Consider the following 18,861-nt stretch of genomic DNA (forward strand, 5'->3'; position numbering starts at 1 on the left):
TGCTATCGTATCGCAATTTATTGATATTGTCCATATTTTTTGAATATTATTTGCAATTATTAATATTGATATTTATGGACTGGAATAAAAAAAACCGGCCTGAAAAAACTTTACAGACCGGCGAAAAAAAAGGAGGCAAGTTCGAACATACGGTATGAAAAGCGTATATTCGAACTTAAAATGCTTTTGTGCCAGCATTTTGTTTATATAAACCGGAACAAAAAGTGGCAGCTGTTCCGGAGTATACCTGTTTTAAGGTTCTTTTAATATTTCAAATTTACGTTTATTTTGTTTTTAACTTAAGCACCGTAACCGAATTTGCCTTTGTTTTGTACGTAAATGAATCAGAAATTCCTGTTATAGTCTCTGTTACGGGCGAAACTTTCTTTGGATTTGCAAAAGAGTTTTCGTCTTCGGGTTTTCCGCAGAGAATTGTTGCCTTTGCTGAAGTCTCAAGTGCCGGGGCATTTTTAAGGCTTATGTCTACGTTCTGGTCGCTTCCCGAAACATTTACGAGCTTAATGATTACTTTTCCGTCTTTTGTGTCACCGATGTGGGCATAAAGCGGGTCAAAGTTCATTGCGTCGGTATAGGAATGGATGAGCTGTCCGTCAAGATAGCAGCTGTAGGAGTCGCCCTTTACTTCTATCTTTATGTCATACCATTTTCCATTTACGAGGTTAAGGGGCTTTGCGTCACCAATTATTGTGCGGCCGTCTGCCGTTCCTTTTTCTATGCATGACTGTGTGTTTCCCCAGCCGCCCATGTTCCACCAGTAAAGCTTTTTGCCCTTTACTCCGAACATAATCAAAAATCCTTCTGCACCGCCTGTTTTCTGGGCTTTGAGTTCGTAAGTGTAATTCTGTATTCCTTCTGTCTGTGCTTCGTTGTTCAGAACTGCTCGTACGTTTATGTCTGCAGAAGACTGTACAATTACCGGGCCGCTCTTTGACCAGGCTCCTGTTTCCTGCCTGAAGTCGGTAATTTTTGAAGACTTTGCGTTTGAATCATAGAGTACTTCTTTGCTGTCTTCGTCGGTTACCTTTATGTCCTTGAACTGGGCTGTTGTTGACCAGGTTCCAAGACCTACTGTTCCGCCTATGGCATTCTTTTTCTGCGCTGTTTTTGGCTGTGTAAGACTGTAACTTACGGTATTGTCGCTTTTGTTTGTAGAGAAAAGCTGCTGAACATAATAGTCCGGTGTCTGGTATGATTCACTGTTGTTGAACCATATCATATCTGGAACCCACTGTGTTGAACCTTCCTTTGCAAAAAGCGGTGCGTAGGAAGAAATTTCTACTATGTCACCGTTGCGTTCGATTGATGTCATGTAGGCTGCCTCGGTAAGGGCTGCGTAAAGGTTGTTGCGTCTTCCGTCTACCCATGATGCATATTCGCCTATAAAGACTTTGGGCTGTCCTTCACCGCGCGGGTAAAAGTCCAGATTGTCATAGCGTTTACCATTTGTAAGGAACCATGCAGATTCGTTATAGTAGTGTTCGTCTACAAGGTCGCATATTCCGGCTGTCTTTTTGCCTTTTTCCCATGCGCGTACCTGGCTCCATGTGTTGTGGAAATTTACGTCGTTGTAGGTGTAGCCCGAAGAAATGATTGTCTTGATATGCGGATACTTTTCCTTTACGGCTTCTGCAATGTACTTGAAGCGTGCAAAGTAGTCCTGTCCGCAGTCTTCGTTTCCTATTCCAAGATAATTAAGTTTAAACGGCTGCGGGTGTCCTGCTTCTGCGCGGATTTTTCCCCATTTGCTTGTTGCGGGACCTGTTGCCCATTCAATCATGTCAAGCGCATCCTGTGCATATTTCTGGTAGTCTGATGCAGGGGATATTTCGCCGTTGTGTGCCATTCCTACGCTTAAAACAGGAAGCGGCTCGGCTCCTATATCTTCGCAGAACCTAAAGTACTCGTAGAATCCTATTCCGTAAGACTGCTGGTAGCCCCAGAAGTTGAGCTTTTCTTTGCGCTGTTCTACAGGTCCTACAGTGTCTTTCCATTCATAGCGGTTTTCGAGGTTGAGTCCGTGTACAATACATCCGCCGGGGAATCTTACAAAAGCAGGCTTTAAGGCTTCGAGCTTTTCTGCAAGATCTTTTCTGAATCCGTTGGGTTCGTTTCTGTAAATGTCTGCACGGAACAGTGAAATAAAGTCTGCGTCAAGTTTGCCCACAGTGTCTGCACAAACTGCAAGTTCACCGTTCTGTACTGTTTCTTCAGGAATAATCGTGAATTCAAATTTTTTCCATTCAGTTGTGATTCCTTCTATAGAAACTTTTGCTTTTTTTGCGTTTTTGCCTGAACCTCCGGCTGTTATTGTAACAGATTTGATTGTTCCGTCGGGGGAACGCAGGTAAAGTGAACCGGGATACTTCTTTCCTGCTTCGAAAGGCATTCCGCCGTAGCCTTTGTTGGCCATTCCGTCACCGGCTTGTTTTACGGTAAGTGTTGCGTAGACCTGGTTGTTTTCGTTGAGCGGTGCGGTTTTTGCAGCACGCAGGCGGCTTTTTGAGCTTGCACCGCTTATGTTTACGTCTTTCCAGGTTTCTGTAGGCGAGCGGTTTGACTTTCTGAATTCGAACGAACGGTTCTGCACCATTTCGCCGTAGAGTCCGCCGTCTGCTGCGTAGTTTATGTCTTCATAGAAGATTCCGTAAAGATTGTCACTTACGCTCGTCTTTTTTGAAAAATCTGCGGTAAGTGAAGCGCCTTGTGCAATAGCTGTTGCCGCAAGGCCTGCAGCCAGAATTGTGCACGCGGCTGTTTTTCTGGTTATTTTCATGGTTCCTCCAACTTCTTGTTTGTTTGCACGTTGAACTTTTTATTAATCATGCGGCATGAATTCAAGATTGTCAAGGAAAATATCAAAAAAAAACAATATATATCATATATCCATCGAATGAACTTGGCATTTACACGTGTTATACTACCCTGATTATCAAAAATTATTGAAAAACTGGGTTGAATATCGTAAAAAATCAATATGTATCAAAAATAATTTGACAAACATTTTTTGAAGGCTTAACATTCTCGTATCAAAAGTAAACAGGAGGAAATGGACTATGAAGAAGACGATGTTCATTTTAGGAGTCATTGCTGCAATTGCTGCCGCGGCCATGACAGGATGTCAGCTTGAGCTGAACAATACAGAAGACCGTGCAAGTGTTGGCGGATACGCGGTAAAGTCAATAGAAATAAGCGGCGGAACAAAATCGTTTGTTATTGGCAATACTTTTACAAAGGGCGACCTTAAGGTTATTGCACACAGCTATAACCCCGCAGAAGATGCAGCCGGAGTCGAAGTTACTGACTATACAGTTTCTATAGCAGAAGGAAGAAAGTTTGACAAAATCGGAACAAAGGAAGTTGTTGTAACATACAAGGGCTTTACAGCCAAATATTCTGTAGAAGTTACAAATGCAGTTAAATCAATCGCTGTAAACCCAAGTTCTGCAAAGACAAAGTTCTACGCATTGAAAGGAGAGGTGTTTGGTTTTGAAAGCAACGGACTTATAGTTACTGCAACATATTCAGACAATACATCTAAAGAAATAAGTGAATATAAAATAGATATATCTGCACTCAACTCTGTAACCGCAAGCGGAAAATATGCTGTCACAGTAAAATACAGCGATACAATCACCACAAGTTATTATGTTGATGTAACAGTAGTAACAGACGCCGGCTGGACAGGAAGTGCAACTTCTGCAGCATGGTGGACAGACATGGGGGGGGCATCTGATGCAAAGGTCGAAGCCGGTGCAGTTGTTTCTTCAAAGTTTACTGTTAATTCTGCAACAACAAGTAACTGGTGTCAGTTACCGTGTGTTGTACTTCGTTCTGAAAACGGTGCCGGAACAGAATATGTTGTAGTCCGTGGTGATAATTTTGGATGGGGCGGAAGTTATGAGGGGTGCGAACTCTCTTCTGACTGGAACTTTGATGAGTTTTGTTCATGGACAAACGGTGCTACATGTACAGTATCTGTAATCAACTGGGGTAACGGCACAGCAGAAGTACGCTATGACCTCGAAAAAGGCGGTACAACACACTTCCAGTACTACAAGAATATTGCGGTGAACGCAGATGTATTCTTCAGACTCAAGGGTGACGCAGGAACAAGCATTACATTTGCAGAATAATTGCCGTGCCGTCAGGTAAAAGAGACTTATTCTTATTGGAGGAAATATGAAACTTAATAAAATTATATTTACAGCTGCCCTTGCTTGTGCAGCAGGATTTGCGGGTGCACAGACAGTAACCCTTAAGGGAAATGTAGACTACACAAATTACGGTGTCATACAGACTTTTTCCAAAGCAGGCGATGCAGACATGAAGCACACAGACCCCGTAGCAGGACTTTCTGATGATGCAGAGACAGTAGTAGACCTTAACCTTAAGGCTGCAAATTTTGAATTCAACCTGGGAGTAAAACTCAACGAATCTGCAGGAGACGAAGGCGACAACGACTACACTGACTATACAGACGGTTACGACGGAACACCCTTCTATCAGGGAAACATGAAGATTGGTTTCTTTAACGACCAGCTCAATGTTTATACAGGAAAATTCGAAGACTTTAACGCAGGTTATTTTGCAGAAGGTCCTGTATTCGGCGACCAGAATATCCGCTACTTTGCTTCAAGTGACATGGGTCAGTATTACACAGCACTTAACTTTACACCTTATGTCGTAAGCGGACTCAAAGTTCTTGTAGGTGTACCTATTCTTCCTGTAGGAGGAAACGGCGTGCAGAACACTGTTGGCGCAAACATGTGGAAAAATCTTTACAAAAAGCTCAACGTTGCCGCAGGATACACAATCCCCGGAACAGAATTTTCTGTAACTGCCGGCTGGAGACCCGGAACATATTACACCGGTGTAAAAGCATACGACGCTTCTGAAGTTACAACAGGAGACGACGGTGCATTTACAAAGAGTGCATTTGGCGAAGCATTCCTTGCCTCAGAACTTAAGGGAATTACAGAAGGTCTTGACCTTATTTTTGCAGCAGACTTCCGCTACCGTGACGCAGAGTACACAAAGACAGATGCAACAACTGCAACTGCATTTACCTATGCCGGCGTATTCAGTGCAGGAGCCAATATTTCTATGATAGAGGCTCTTCCTCTCCAGGCTGAACTGCGCGTAATGTATGCAAACGACGACTACATCAAGGCAGACGAAAAACTTCTTGGCGGTGAACTGGGAGTTTCAGGACAGCACAAGCTTGCCGGAACAAACTGGGCACTGGGCTTTACACTCAAGGGAAAGTATTCTGTTGACGCACGCGGAACTTCTTACGAAGACGGTGAAGTAAGCGACATTTACTTTGATGACTTTGACCTTGGCGATTTGAACTGTGCAGCATCTGTTGCAGCCGGAAAATCCGCAAATTACATAAGCGCCTATGCAAATCCGTATGTTCAGTACAATCTTTCAAACGGATACATCCGCATGGGAGTCGAAGCACAGTATTCGCAGATCAAAAACGAAGACACATCAAACATGGCAATCAGTTACCGTGTTCCTGTTGGAATCTGCTTTAACTTCTAATCTTGCGGAGGCATGACCAATGAAAATAATCAAATTAATGGGAGCGGTTGCTGCAGCGGCACTTACTGTACTGTCTGTATCTTCCTGCGACCTTGAAGTAAGGGAAAAGCTTTCGCTGCCTTCTGCCGATCTCGGAGACATAGAAGTACCTTATGTCCGTACAGGAAGAATTATTACCGACTCAAAGGTTTCCTATGTAAAAGGAATAAATACAGATACTGGAGTTTCAATCAGTTATTACGTACAGGGTGGCTGTGCCAGCGACTGGGGAATGATTATCGTCACACAAAGCGGCAATATAGGCGGAACCTGTCTTCATTACAAGGAAAATTCCGTTTGGAAGGCAAATGCCTGGTATGGTGATGCAGCAGACACTTACGGAGAAGGTTATACAGCTACCGACTGGGCGGCATACAAAAATGCCGTAAACTCTGACGAAGGAGCTTATGTAACAATAAACCTTGACTCTGAAAGCGACTGTATCTCCTGGTACCTTAACGGCAATCTGTATGTAACATACAACAGTGGCCGTACAGCAAAGGATGCAGCATTCCCCGATATGTCTGAATGGATTGACATCATGGTAAAAGAGATAAACATGAACGGCTTTACAATCAATCCTTCTGACTCTTGGGCAAATCAAGGCAATGCCTACAAGGTAATAAAGGATCTGTCTGTAAAAACAGCCATGACGGCAGAAGAAGCAAAGGCAGCTTACGAAGCCTATTCAAAATGAGGAGCAGAATGATGAAAATAAGAAAAATTATCTTAGGTTCTGCAGCCTTGATTGCAGGAGCCGCTTTGGGAGCACAGAATCTGAACTTCCACGGCTACATGGACTATACCAATTTTGCGGTTGGCCAGGAAATAAACAAACTGTCAAAAGACGGGGAGTGGGATGTTTCCGAAGCGTCTGCAGAATACGGTTCTTTCTATAACGGACGTACCGAACTTAACGTAACCGGCGGCGTGGGACCCGTATCTTTTGCAACCGGTGTTCGCTTGGATTCATCTTTGGGCGAATGGTACAACCTTTACCGCGATGTATCTGCTTCAGGTTTGAATGAAACAATGTTCCACCAGGCAAATATCCGCGTAAGCATGCTGCAGGACCAGCTTGTGCTTCATGCAGGAAAGTTCGAAGAATGGAACTGCGGTTTTATTCTTAACGGATACCAGATGGGCGGTCAGCCTATTTCTGATCTTGCCATGCGCGACTATGGCCAGCACATGACGGGTCTTGAGTGGATTCCCAACATGAGCATTGCAAACGGTGCCCTTGTTGGTTTAAGAATGTACGCAGGTCTTCCGCTTCTTCCGCCGGGACAGGACTATGACTGGACAGAAGCAAACAAGTGGGAAAATCTCTGGAAAAAGACAAAGATTATGGCAGCCTACAAGTGGCTCAGGTACAATCTTCTTTTTACAGCCGGATTCCACAACGAATATTATGCGGGAACAAACAATTCCTGGGCATACGAAAACAATTATAACGACATCTTCTACAGTGAAGCGTTCCTTCAGGCAGATCTTCCGACACTCGTTTCTGGAGTCAAACTTAATGCTTCGTACGATTTGAGATGGCGCAAAGCTGAATATGAAGTTCAGGATGCATCAGGTGATATTGCAGACTGGTCAGAGCCGGTTTTTGCACATTACGTGGGCATTTCAGGAAGAACAGAAGCAATTCCTGCATGGCCAATTACATTCGAAAACCGTTTCTTCTATGCAGACGACCATTATCTTTCAATCAACGAAAAGGCTTTGATGGATGCAGTTGCTGTCGGCGTTTCACATGCCATTCCGGGAACTTCATACAAGATTGGTCTTAATGCAGTCGGAAAATATGCGCAGGATGCAAACGGAACTTCCTTTGGTACAACTGACGGTTACGCTCCTACAGACAGCGCACATGCAGGCGGACTTATGGACTTTCATACTGACTGGATGGACGGTCCTAACGTAACAACCACCGGCGCTGCAACACGCTACATTGGTGTTTACGCAAGTCCTTATTTCCAGAAGGATTTCAGCAACGGCTTCTTCCAGATTGCGCTTGAAGTTCAGTACATGAATGTTTCAAACGACAATGTAGAGGCAAACGGAATCAATTACCGCGTTCCGTTCAAGTTCTGCTTCTGGTTCTAGTCGCACAAATGGCGTCCTGCCATTTGTGCTCTGAGAGTTTTTATCCGCGGTTTTAACCGCGGTAAAAACTCTCAATCTTTTTCGGTAAGACTTGACGCGCCGTCCGTGGCGCTCGTTTACGGTTGCAAGTGCGCTTTTCACCTCGTGCCATTTTTGCTCTGAGAGTTTTCGTTAACAACTGACGCGCCGTCCTTGGCGCTCGTTTACGGTTGTAACTGCGCTTTTGCACTTCGTGTGATTTTTTCTTGCTAAGCGACTGTCTTTTTACGGTAACGCGCTGTCCGGCTTTTAACTGCGAACTTTCTAAAAGCAGCTTCTTACAAAATTACGTTCTTCTAAAAATATTTCTTGCAAAACAACCACCAAGGCCTTATATTTAAATTAACTTAAGTTTATAAGAGGGAGTATAAAAAATCCCTGTTCATGGAGGTGTGCTATGGAAAAAGTTGTTTTTTATCGCTGTATTCATTGCGGTAATATTGTAGAAATGGTTAATTCTTCCGGCGTCAATGTTGTATGCTGCGGGGAAAATATGACTGCCCTTGTTCCCAATACAACGGATGCCAGTACAGAAAAACATGTTCCCGTTGTAGAAGTAAAGGACGGTACTGTCAGTGTAAAAGTCGGTTCCGCCGAGCACCCCATGACAGAAGAACATTATATCCAGTGGATTTGCCTTGTTACAGACAAAGGTGTCTACCGCCGCAACTTAAAGCCGCTTTCAAAACCTGAAGTTCAATTTGCACTTAAAGACGAAAAGCCACTCGAAGTTTACGCTTACTGCAATCTTCACGGTTTGTGGAAAGCAGATTGCTGATAAAAAGAAAATGGTAAAAAAAAGCGGCTGTTCCCTTATCAGACAGCCGCTTTTTTTAGTTTAATGGAGCCTTTAAAAATTGCAATTTTTAAAGGCAACTCTGAAAATGCGATGTTCTAAGTCGCGCTATTATAGCGAATTAGAACTCGCTGGGAATCTCTGGAGATTCCCTTACTTATTTAAGAATGCTGAATCCCAGATCCTTGATGTCTTTTGCGAATGTAAGAACTGTGTTCTTTGAACCGGCCATTGGTGTTGTTCCCATTCCAGGAATCTTTGCAAGAACGCTGTTGGGTACAGTGATGATGTCACACTTGCATTCGTCTGCTTCTACCAGGTTGTAGAGTTCGCGTGTAGAAGCCCAGAGGCTCATTGTTCCCGGCTTTGAGCGGCAGATTTTTGAAGTCTTTTTCATAACAGGAATAGGATCAATTCCTGAGTCTGCAAGGCGTCCTGCAAATACAGAAACGATGTTCTTTGTTCCGGCCTTGAAAGCGTGAACGGCTGCACGAACCTGTGCAATAGTGAAAATGGCAGTTACGTTAAGCTGGATTCCCTGCTCAGAAAGCTTTTTGATAAGCGGGGCAGTAGAAGTTCCGTCTGTAAGCATAATTGGAATCTTTACAAATACGTTCTTTCCGAGAGCGCTTATAACCTTTGCTTCCTTTTCCATTGTTTCAAAGTCATCACCAAAAACTTCAAAGCTAAGGGGAAGATCAGGAATTGCAGCGCAAACTTCCTTTGCAAAAGTAACATAGTCAGTAACTCCTGCTTTCTTCATAAGGCTTGGGTTTGTTGTAAATCCCGTTACATAGCCTTTCTTGTATTCTGCGATCATCGCATCCTTGTCTGCACCGTCTGCATAAACAGCAACCTTCAACTGTTTAAAAGTCATTTTCTTTCACCTCGAAAAAATTGATATATACCTATTTTATCTGATTTTAATCAGATGTCAAGCCGTAAGATAAGTAACAAACTTAAGTTTTGAGTCTGCTGCTTTGTATTTTCCTCTAGCGCAGGATTTTGTTAAGAATCTTGTCTTTCTGCCGCCAGTTTTTGTCTACTTTTACCTGAAGATCAATGTCTACCTTGTACGGGAAAATCTTGCGGCATTCTTTCATTGACGCCACGCGTATGTCTTTGATCATTGAAGCGCCTTTGCCTATGACAATTCCTTTCTGGCTGTCACGTTCAACATAGATTGCGGCCCTTACTTTAAGAAGGTTTTCCTTTGCCATTTCCATGTGGTCAACGGTAACGTAAATTGCATGCGGAATTTCTTCCTTGAGCCTGTTGATTGCGTTTCCACGTATAATTTCTGAAATCCTGAAGTCAACTTCCTGGTCAGTGTAAAATTCTTCGGGATAAAGATGTGGTGCTTCGGGGGCCAGGTCGTAAAGGGCCTTGAGAACATCGTTTACATTTACATCATCTTTTGCACTTATTTCAATAACACGGTTCTTTGGAAAATCTGGAAAAAAATCTTCTATAAATTCATGTGATTTTGCTGCATTAGACTTGGGATCTTCTGTTTTGTTTATTGCAATAACCAGTTTGTCAGAAAAAGGGGAAGCCATTTTTGCAATAAGCTGTTCTTCTTCACCGTGTTCTCGTGTTGAATCAAGAATGTAAAGAATAGCGTCACTGTCCTTTATCTGGTCAGAAGCAATTTTTGTAAGCTTAAGGTTCAGCTTTTTGTCGCTTATGTGAAGTCCGGGTGTATCAATGAAGACAAGCTGACCCAAAGAAGTGTTTACTATTCCTTTGATTGCGTTTCTTGTTGTCTGCGGAATTTCTGAAACAATGCTTATTGTCTCACCGCTGGCCGTGTTCAGAAAAGTGGATTTTCCTGCAGACGGCCGCCCAATGATAGAAACCATTGCTGTTTTGGGGCCTGCCTTCGGAATTTCGTAATCTTCGTTTTCTGTTGTGGTTAGTGTATCCATGAACATATTATAGAACAAAAAGCCTCTGTTCTGCAATATTCTTGAGTTGGTGAGTTAAGCCGTTATTCCCCTTTATGTGTGCAGAATCTTAAAATAAACAAAAAGTATAACAAAATACTCTGATTTTTTATAAAAAGGGCTTAAATTCCCTTGAATTTACGTATTTTGTATTTTTTCATGTAGAAGAAAAAAATACAATTTGCTATAATCGCAAATTATGGAATTAATACAGACTTTACCCGGAAACCCTATGCCTCTAGGAGCTTCAGTCGTTAACGGGGGTGTTAATTTTGCAGTTTTCAGCAGAAATGCCACAAGAGTAATTCTTGAGTTCTTTAAAAATTCAGAAGACTGTGAGCCATATGCCCAAATTGAATTTGACCCTGAGGTAAACAGAACCGGCGATGTATGGCATGTTTTTGTACCCGGAATAAAACCTGGCGATCTTTATCTGTATCACGTTGACGGTCCTTTTGAACCTTCTGCCGGTCACCGCTTTAATGTAAAGCAGCTTCTTTTTGATCCCTATGCAAAGGCACTTACGCCTGTATCTTTGTTTCATAATCTTCCGCCGGTGTACAGAACGCCTGTAGACAAAACCGACGTTGAACTTGCAGAAAGCCATTATCATTTTCAGTTCCCCAAGTGTGTTGTGGTCAACGATTCTGACTTTGACTGGCAGGGGGATAAGCCGCTTAATATTCCGCTTTCAGAAAGCATAATTTACGAAACACATGTAAAAGGTTTTACAGCCGGCAAAAACGCAAATGTTTCTAACCCTGGAACATACGCCGGTTTTATAGAAAAGATTCCTTATTTAAAGAGTCTGGGCATTACATCTGTTGAATTTCTTCCTATTTATGAGTTCGATGAGTACGAGAATACAAACGTTAATCCCCGTACCGGCGAACGCATGAAAAATTACTGGGGTTACAGCACAATAGATTTTTTTGCACCCAAAGCAGGCTATTCCGCAGACAAGACACCGGGCGGTTGTGTACGCGAATTCAAAACACTTGTACGCGAAATGCACAAAGCAGGCCTTGAAGTTATTCTTGACGTTGTATTCAACCACACGGCAGAAGGCAATGAACATGGCATTACGCTCAACTTCCGCGGTTTTGAAAACAGCGTATACTATACCCTTGTAGGAAGCCATAAAGAATATTACATGAACTTCAGCGGCTGCGGAAACACAATGAACTGCAATCATCCTGTAGTAGAAGCATATATCCTTGACTGCTTAAGATACTGGGTTCTTCAGTATCATATTGACGGTTTTAGATTTGATCTTGCAAGTATACTCGGCCGCGGTCCTGACGGAACAATCATGCAGTATCCGCCGCTTTTGAATGCAATTTCAGAAGATCCGGTGCTTCATTCCACAAAAATCATTGCAGAACCGTGGGATGCAGGCGGTGCTTACCAGCTGGGTGGCTTTCCCGGAGGACGCTGGGCTGAATGGAATGACCGCTTCCGTGACGACATAAGGCGTTTCTGGCGTGGCGACGAATATGTTTCTACATCAGCAGCAACAAGAATAAGCGGTTCGAGCGACCTTTTTGCACTTTCGGGAAGAAAACCGTGGCACAGTCTCAACTACATAACATGCCATGACGGCTTTACTATGAATGATCTTGTAAGCTATAACGGCAAGCACAATGAGCAGAACGGTGAAGGAAACCGCGACGGTACTGACAGCAACTGGAGCTACAATCACGGTTACGAAGGTCCTACGGCAAATCCGCATATAGAAAAGCTGCGTTCAAAACAGATGCGCAATTTTATACTTACGCTTCTTATTTCGCAGGGAACACCAATGCTTCTGGGGGGCGATGAATTCCGCCGTGGACAGCAGGGAAACAACAATGCGTACTGTCAGGACAATGATATAAGTTGGTTTGACTGGACTAACGTAAATCTAAATGATAGGCTTATCACATTTACAAAAAGAGCCATTGCTTTAAGAAAAGCGCATGCCGTATTCCGCAGAAAGGATTTCTTTCACGGAGACAAAGCTGGTGCTTCTCCCGATATCCAGTGGTACAACATAGACGGAAGCAATCCTGACTGGAACAAGCTGTCAAGGTTCCTTGCATTCCGGCTGGGCGGTTCCTATTGCATTAATGACGACGGAACACCCGACAATGATTTTTATATTGCCGCCAATACAGACAGGCAGGACGCTATGGTTACAGTACCGACACTTACCGACGGTAAACGCTGGTACCGCGTAGCCGACACTTCCATAGATGCCGATGATGCAATTGTTTTGACGGACAAGGCAGAAAAGTTACGGGCTCAGGAGCGCTATATTGTTCCTGCCGGCTCATTAATTATTTTGATTGCTAAATAAAAGAAAAGTTCTTAGGAGGAACAAATGACTTTTGATGCAGAACAGTTTAAGGCGAATCTTACCGCACGTCTTCGCAGACAGTATGGTAAAGACATTTCCCAGGCAAACAAGCACGATCTCTTTGATGCAGTAAGTGCAAGTGCGCTTGAGATTATTATGCCGAACTGGATGGAAACACGCAGGGAATACGAAGCAAAGCCTACAAAGCAGCTTTATTACCTTAGTGCTGAATTCCTCATGGGTCGTGCTCTCAGCAACAATCTTATCAATTCCGGAATTATGGAGCAGGTAAAGGACGTTCTTAAGGGCATGAACATCAACTACGACATGATCGAGGACGAAGAGCCCGATGCAGGTCTTGGTAACGGTGGTCTCGGACGCCTGGCAGCGTGCTTCCTGGATTCTATCGCTACATTGCAGTACCCCGGTCATGGATACGGAATTCGCTATGAGTACGGAATGTTTGAGCAGCATATCGAAAACGGATATCAGGTTGAATACCCCGACAACTGGCTTAAGCACCGCGATCCGTGGGAAGTAAAACGTTCAGACCTTTCTGTTACCGTAAAATTCGGCGGACAGATCAAGTACGGAAAGACTCCGGACGGTCAGGACCGTTTCTATATCGAAAATGCAGAGGAAGTTACAGCAACTCCTTATGATATGCCTGTTGTAGGATATGGATGCAATACTGTAAATACTCTTCGCCTGTGGCAGGCAAGCAGTCCCAACGGTTTTGACCTTCAGCTCTTCAACGACATGCAGTACCACCGTGCTGTAGAAAGACAGAATGATGCAGAAGACATAAGCCGCGTTCTTTACCCGAACGATTCAGGTCCCAGCGGAAAGGAACTTCGCCTTCGCCAGCAGTATTTCTTTACTTCAGCATCTCTGCAGGATCTTATACATCACTTTGTAAATACAGTCGGAACAGATTTCTCTAAGTTCCCGCAGTATCACGTGATTCAGCTTAACGATACACACCCTGTAGTAGCAATCCCCGAACTTATGCGCATTCTTATGGATGAGTACAATGTAGGCTGGGATGATGCTTGGAGTATCGTTCAGAAGACATTTGCTTACACAAACCACACAATTCTTGCCGAAGCCCTCGAAAAGTGGCCTATTGACATCTTCCAGAGGCTTCTTCCGAGAATCTACCAGATTGTAGAAGAAATCAACCGTCGCTTTATGATTGAACTGCGCCAGAAGTTCCCCGAGGACTATGACAAGCAGAATCACATGTCAATAATCCATGATGGAAAAATCTACATGGCATGGCTTGCAATCCACGCTTCATTCAGCGTAAACGGTGTTGCAGAACTTCACACAAAGCTTCTCAAAGAGCAGGAACTCAAGAACTGGAATGCCATTTACCCGCAGAAGTTTAATAACAAGACAAACGGTGTTACACAGCGCCGCTGGCTTTTGAGCTCCAACCCTGAACTTGCTGAATTCATTACTGCAAGAATTGGACACGGTTGGGAAACAGACTTGAGCAAGCTTAAGGGACTCGAAAAGTTTGTTGATGACGAAAAGTCAATTGACGAACTTATTGCAATCAAGCTTCACAACAAAGAGCGCCTTGCAGACTGCCTCAAGCACACACAGAATGAATTCCTTGACCCTGAAAGCATTTTTGACACCCAGGTAAAGCGTCTTCATGAGTACAAGAGACAGCTTCTCAACGTTCTTCACATTATGTATCTTTACAACAGAATTGTTGAAGATCCTTCTTACAATCCGCCGGCACGCACATTTATCTTCGGAGCAAAGTCTGCTTCCGGATACCGCCGTGCAAAGCAGATTATCAAGCTTATCAATACTGTTGCTGAGCGCGTAAACAACGACCGCCGCGTTGGAGGAAAACTCCGCGTTGTATTCGTAGAAAACTACCGCGTTTCAATGGCAGAAAAGATTATTCCTGCCAGCGATGTTTCAGAGCAGATTTCTACTGCAGGATACGAAGCTTCAGGTACTTCAAACATGAAGTTTATGATGAACGGTGCCCTTACTTTGGGAACTCTTGACGGAGCAAATATCGAGATTGTAAACGAAGCGGGTGAAGACAACGCATTTATCTTTGGTCTTACAGCAGATGAGATCATCAAGATTAACAGCGAACATTCTTACAATCCGCAGAAGTATCTTGACCGCAGCCCGGCTCTTGCCAAAGTTGTAAACCAGCTTGTTGACGGAACATACGATCCTACAGGACAGCAGTTCAAGGAACTTTATGACTCTTTGGTTTACGGAATTGAAGGTCAGCGTCCTGACGTTTATTATGTTCTTGCAGACTTTGATTCTTATGTTCAGGCTCAGGAAAAAGTTGCAGCCGAATATACAGACAGAAAATCATGGGCAAGAAAGACACTTATTAATATTGCCAACAGCGGAAAATTCTCAAGTGACCGCACTATTGAGGATTATGTACGCGACATCTGGCACCTTAAAAAGGTTGTAGTAAAATAATCCGAAGTATCGAAAACTGAATTTTTAATTCGGTTTTAGGTTGCTTTCTGATTGTACTGAAATTTTCGCATTCTGCTCGCCGTGGATTTTTCTGCGGCGGGCATTTTTTCTTCAAATTTAAAATTCAGGAAAAAAAGATGAATTATAAAAGCCATTCCGTTCTTTCAAGCCTTGGACTTATTCTGACCGCAGCAATCTGGGGCTTTGCTTTTGTCATTGTTAAAGACAGCCTTGATTATGTAGGCGCGGTTTGGATGATTGCGTTTAGGTTTACAATAGCAGCCGTAATTCTTGCCGCAATTTTCTATAAAAAATTTGCACTTTTTAACCGCAGCTATCTTGTTCACGGGGCGGTTCTGGGGCTTTTTCTTTTTCTGGCATATCTTTTCCAGACTATAGGCTGCAAATTCACTACTGCAGGAAAAAACGCCTTTCTTACGACAGTTTACGTTATTCTTATTCCGCTTATAGGATGGCCAATGCGCAAAAAGAGACCGTCGTGGTATGTTTTTGTTGCGGCTGTAATGTCTGTAACAGGAATAGGACTTCTTGCCCTTCAGAATGACGGCGGAAATGTTTTTGAAATTAACATGGGCGACACGCTTACCCTTGTTTGCGGTATTTTTTATGCACTCCATATTCTTTTTGTAGAAAAATACGACGAAACCGAAGATCCTGTTTTTCTGACAGTCCTTCAGTTTGCATTTGCAGCTCTTTTCGGCTGGATTGTGTCGCCTTTTATGACAGACCCAAAACTTAACGGGCCGTTCCCGCTGGAATATCTTTCAAACCCGCGCGTTATTCTTTCCATGATGTATCTTGGTGTTTTTAGCACGATGGTTGCTTTCTTTTTGCAGAATGTGTGTCTTAAATTTGTTCCGTCTGCACTTGCGTCACTTTTCCTTTCGCTTGAGTCGGTGTTCGGTGTTCTGTTTAGCACACTGCTTTTGGGCGAGCATCTTTCGCTAAGGATGTGGGCTGGCTGTGTTCTTATTTTTGGCGCGCTTATGATGGCCGAAGTTATTCCGAATATAAAACGGCACAAAAGTGATTCTGCCATTGCATAAATTTGCATAAAATCTGTATAAATTATTGACACTTAACAGGATTAATTTTATACTTAAAAAGGTTAGGGACAACGACGTTTTGTACGTTCGAAGTCCCTATTTTTATTTGGAGGACAATATGAAAAAAATTGCATTGATTGCCGGTGCCGTTGTGGCGGTTCTTGCACTTACAGGATGCTCAAAAAAGCAGGAAGCAGCAAAGAAAGGTGAATTTACTGTAGAAGCAGGTAAACTTAAAGTCGCTATGGAAATCGGTTACCCGCCTTTTGAGTATTTTGCAGAAGACGGAAAGACACCGACAGGTTTTGATGTTGAACTGGGAAAGGCTGTTTCTGAACGTCTTGGACTTTCTGTTGAATTTGTAGATACAGCATGGGACGGAATTCTTGCCGGACTTGATACTGACCGCTATGACTGCATTATGTCTGCCATGACAATTACCGATGAGCGCAAGGCAAACTATGACTTTTCTACACCATATATTGGAAACGGACAGGCAATAATTCTTACAAAGGATTCAAAACTTTCTATCGCTGCTCCTGAAGATCTGAAAGGTCTTAAGGTAGGATACCAGGCAGAAACAACAAGTGATTTTTATCTTGAAAAATATGCCGCAGCACACGGATTCACATATGTTCAGAATGAGTACGACAAAGTTATGAACGCCTACAAGGATCTTGAGTTCGGAAGAATAGATGCTGTTATCAGTGACAGCCTTGTTGCCGTTTCTTATCTTGGAAAGCCGGACACTGTTTTCAAGCAGGTTTGGGCAGGTACTCCCGACGATTACTTCGGTGTCTGCGTAAAGAAGGGAAATAAAGCACTTCTTGACAAGATTAATTCTGCTATTGCCGACATGAAGGCAGACGGAACAATGACCAGGATTTACATGAAGATTTTCAATGTAGATCTTTCTGATAGCATTAAAGACGTTCAATAGTTTTTTAACAGAAAAAAACTTGTTTGGATCAGAAGGTTCTGCTTTCTGATTCAAACACTTTTTATTATGTAAGGGGTTCTGTTTAATATGGATACTTTGGAAAAAATCATCAGATGGATTCCTCAGCTTTTGGACGGCGCGAGGATAACTGTTTTACTTACATTGTGTGCTGTTACGGCAGGACTTTTTTTAAGTATTTTTCTTGCTCTTGGAGAAATGTCCAAATCCAAAATTATCAGAGGTATCTGCCATGCGTATGTTTTCTTTTTCCGCGGCACGCCTCTTTTGATGCAGCTTTATTTTGTATATTACGGCCTTCCCGAAATCAACAAGGCTCTTACCATAAACAATCAGTTTCTTGCGGCATTTATTGCTTATTCACTTAACTGCGGTGCATACTGTTCTGAAATAATCCGTGCCGCAATTCAGTCTATTGACAAGGGGCAGTTCGAGGCCAGCAAGGTTCTTGGAATGAGTTACTTCCAGACAATGAGGCTTATTATTCTTCCGCAGTCAATCCGCCGCCTTATTCCTCCTGTAGGAAATGAATTTATCATGATGCTTAAGGATGCTTCACTTGTTTCTCTTATTGCGCTTGCAGATATTACAAAAGTTACGCGCAGTATCCAGTCGTCAACGGCTTCTTCACTTGTTTATATTCCGGCCATGATTCTTTATCTTGTAATTACGGCTCTGTTTACTCTCGTATTCCATCTTCTGGAAAAGAAACATTCTGTTTACGAGTAATTTTTTGGAGGATTTTATGTCGATGATAGAAACTGTTGATATATGCAATTCATTCGGAAAACTTGATGTTCTGAAAAATGTTTCGCTTACCGTAAAACCCAGCGAAGTTGTCTGTATAATCGGACCGAGTGGTGCTGGCAAGTCTACTTTTTTGCGCGCACTCAACCACCTTGAGCACATTAACAACGGAAAAATCTTTATAGAAGGAAATTTGATTGCCCATTATGAAAACGGTGTTAAAAAACTTCATATAACTTCAAAGGAACGACGCCAGAGGCTTCTTGAAGTCGGAATGGTTTTCCAGCGTTTTAATCTTTTTCCGCACAAGACTGTTCTTGAAAATACAATGGTTGCACCGATGAATGTTCTTGGAAAAACAAAGGAGCAGGCACGTATACGAGGAATTGAACTTCTTGAGCAGGTTGGGCTTGGCGACAAAATTGACGCTTACCCGAACAAACTTTCGGGCGGCCAGCAGCAGCGTGTTGCTATAGCGCGCGCACTTGCAATGGATCCCAAGATTATGCTTTTTGACGAGCCAACCAGTGCCCTCGACCCCGAACTTGTAGGTGAAGTACTTGCGGTTATGAAGCAGCTTGCAGAAAAGGGAATGACAATGGTCGTTGTTACACACGAGATGGGTTTTGCGCGCGAAGTTGCGGACCGTGTTGTCTTTATGGAAAGCGGACGCATTCTCGAAGAGGGAACTCCGGAACAGATTTTCCAGAATCCCCAGAACGAAAGACTCAAGCAGTTTTTACGGGCAGTTATTTCGCAATAATAGTATTAATAACATATTG

The 18,861-nt window shown here is 43.1% G+C and carries 14 protein-coding genes; 11 read left to right on the forward strand and 3 right to left on the reverse strand.

The genetic code is table 11. From position 1 onward, the window contains the following. Positions 1 to 283: 283 nt before the first annotated feature. Positions 284 to 2,794: an alpha-L-arabinofuranosidase C-terminal domain-containing protein gene (locus IWA51_RS03750; protein WP_198443290.1), complete on the reverse strand. Its 2,511-nt coding sequence runs from the start codon at positions 2,792 to 2,794 to the stop codon at positions 284 to 286. 280 nt (positions 2,795 to 3,074) lie between these two features. Between IWA51_RS03750 and IWA51_RS03755 the strand changes: the two genes are divergently transcribed. The 5 genes from IWA51_RS03755 (at position 3,075) to IWA51_RS03775 (ending at position 8,533) form a co-directional block, all read left to right on the forward strand. Beyond that, the gene (locus IWA51_RS03755; protein WP_198443291.1) at positions 3,075 to 4,154 is read left to right on the forward strand and encodes a bacterial Ig-like domain-containing protein; all 1,080 of its coding nucleotides are present in this window, start codon (positions 3,075 to 3,077) and stop codon (positions 4,152 to 4,154) included. Positions 4,155 to 4,200: 46 nt separating this feature from the next. Continuing rightward, a complete protein-coding gene (locus IWA51_RS03760) occupies positions 4,201 to 5,568 on the forward strand; it encodes a hypothetical protein (RefSeq protein WP_198443293.1) in 1,368 nt (455 codons plus the stop codon). A gap of 19 nt (positions 5,569 to 5,587) precedes the next feature. Next, positions 5,588 to 6,304 carry a hypothetical protein gene (locus IWA51_RS03765; RefSeq protein ID WP_198443295.1) on the forward strand — a complete coding sequence of 239 codons (717 nt, stop codon included), beginning with the start codon at positions 5,588 to 5,590 and terminating at the stop codon, positions 6,302 to 6,304. 8 nt (positions 6,305 to 6,312) lie between these two features. Then, a complete protein-coding gene (locus tag IWA51_RS03770) occupies positions 6,313 to 7,716 on the forward strand; it encodes a hypothetical protein (RefSeq protein WP_198443296.1) in 1,404 nt (467 codons plus the stop codon). 436 nt (positions 7,717 to 8,152) lie between these two features. Continuing rightward, positions 8,153 to 8,533 (forward strand): desulfoferrodoxin, encoded by a 381-nt coding sequence (locus tag IWA51_RS03775; protein ID WP_177528451.1) that lies wholly within the window; start codon positions 8,153 to 8,155, stop codon positions 8,531 to 8,533. Positions 8,534 to 8,708: 175 nt separating this feature from the next. On the opposite strand, the gene IWA51_RS03780 is transcribed toward IWA51_RS03775, so the two are convergent. Both IWA51_RS03780 and era read right to left on the reverse strand, forming a co-directional pair. After that, the gene (locus IWA51_RS03780; RefSeq protein ID WP_177528450.1) at positions 8,709 to 9,428 is read right to left on the reverse strand and encodes a transaldolase; all 720 of its coding nucleotides are present in this window, start codon (positions 9,426 to 9,428) and stop codon (positions 8,709 to 8,711) included. 115 nt (positions 9,429 to 9,543) lie between these two features. Continuing rightward, positions 9,544 to 10,479 (reverse strand): GTPase Era, encoded by a 936-nt coding sequence (era, locus tag IWA51_RS03785; RefSeq protein WP_408059013.1) that lies wholly within the window; start codon positions 10,477 to 10,479, stop codon positions 9,544 to 9,546. 217 nt (positions 10,480 to 10,696) lie between these two features. Between era and glgX the strand changes: the two genes are divergently transcribed. The 6 genes from glgX (at position 10,697) to IWA51_RS03815 (ending at position 18,842) form a co-directional block, all read left to right on the forward strand. Further along, positions 10,697 to 12,835 (forward strand): glycogen debranching protein GlgX, encoded by a 2,139-nt coding sequence (gene glgX / locus IWA51_RS03790; RefSeq protein WP_177528449.1) that lies wholly within the window; start codon positions 10,697 to 10,699, stop codon positions 12,833 to 12,835. Between the two features lie 24 nt (positions 12,836 to 12,859). Next, positions 12,860 to 15,307: a glycogen/starch/alpha-glucan phosphorylase gene (locus IWA51_RS03795; protein ID WP_177528448.1), complete on the forward strand. Its 2,448-nt coding sequence runs from the start codon at positions 12,860 to 12,862 to the stop codon at positions 15,305 to 15,307. A gap of 137 nt (positions 15,308 to 15,444) precedes the next feature. Then, positions 15,445 to 16,374 carry a DMT family transporter gene (locus IWA51_RS03800; protein WP_177528447.1) on the forward strand — a complete coding sequence of 310 codons (930 nt, stop codon included), beginning with the start codon at positions 15,445 to 15,447 and terminating at the stop codon, positions 16,372 to 16,374. A 118-nt stretch (positions 16,375 to 16,492) separates the two neighbouring features. Next, positions 16,493 to 17,314 carry an ABC transporter substrate-binding protein gene (locus tag IWA51_RS03805; RefSeq protein ID WP_198443297.1) on the forward strand — a complete coding sequence of 274 codons (822 nt, stop codon included), beginning with the start codon at positions 16,493 to 16,495 and terminating at the stop codon, positions 17,312 to 17,314. 87 nt (positions 17,315 to 17,401) lie between these two features. Then, on the forward strand, positions 17,402 to 18,061 hold the full coding sequence (locus IWA51_RS03810; RefSeq protein WP_177528445.1) for an amino acid ABC transporter permease: 660 nt from the start codon (positions 17,402 to 17,404) through the stop codon (positions 18,059 to 18,061). A gap of 22 nt (positions 18,062 to 18,083) precedes the next feature. Next, the gene (locus tag IWA51_RS03815) at positions 18,084 to 18,842 is read left to right on the forward strand and encodes an amino acid ABC transporter ATP-binding protein (protein ID WP_177528557.1); all 759 of its coding nucleotides are present in this window, start codon (positions 18,084 to 18,086) and stop codon (positions 18,840 to 18,842) included. Positions 18,843 to 18,861 lie beyond the last annotated feature (19 nt).

The sequence above is a fragment of the Treponema peruense genome (assembly GCF_016117655.1).
In the GTDB taxonomy this organism is placed as follows: domain Bacteria; phylum Spirochaetota; class Spirochaetia; order Treponematales; family Treponemataceae; genus Treponema_D; species Treponema_D peruense.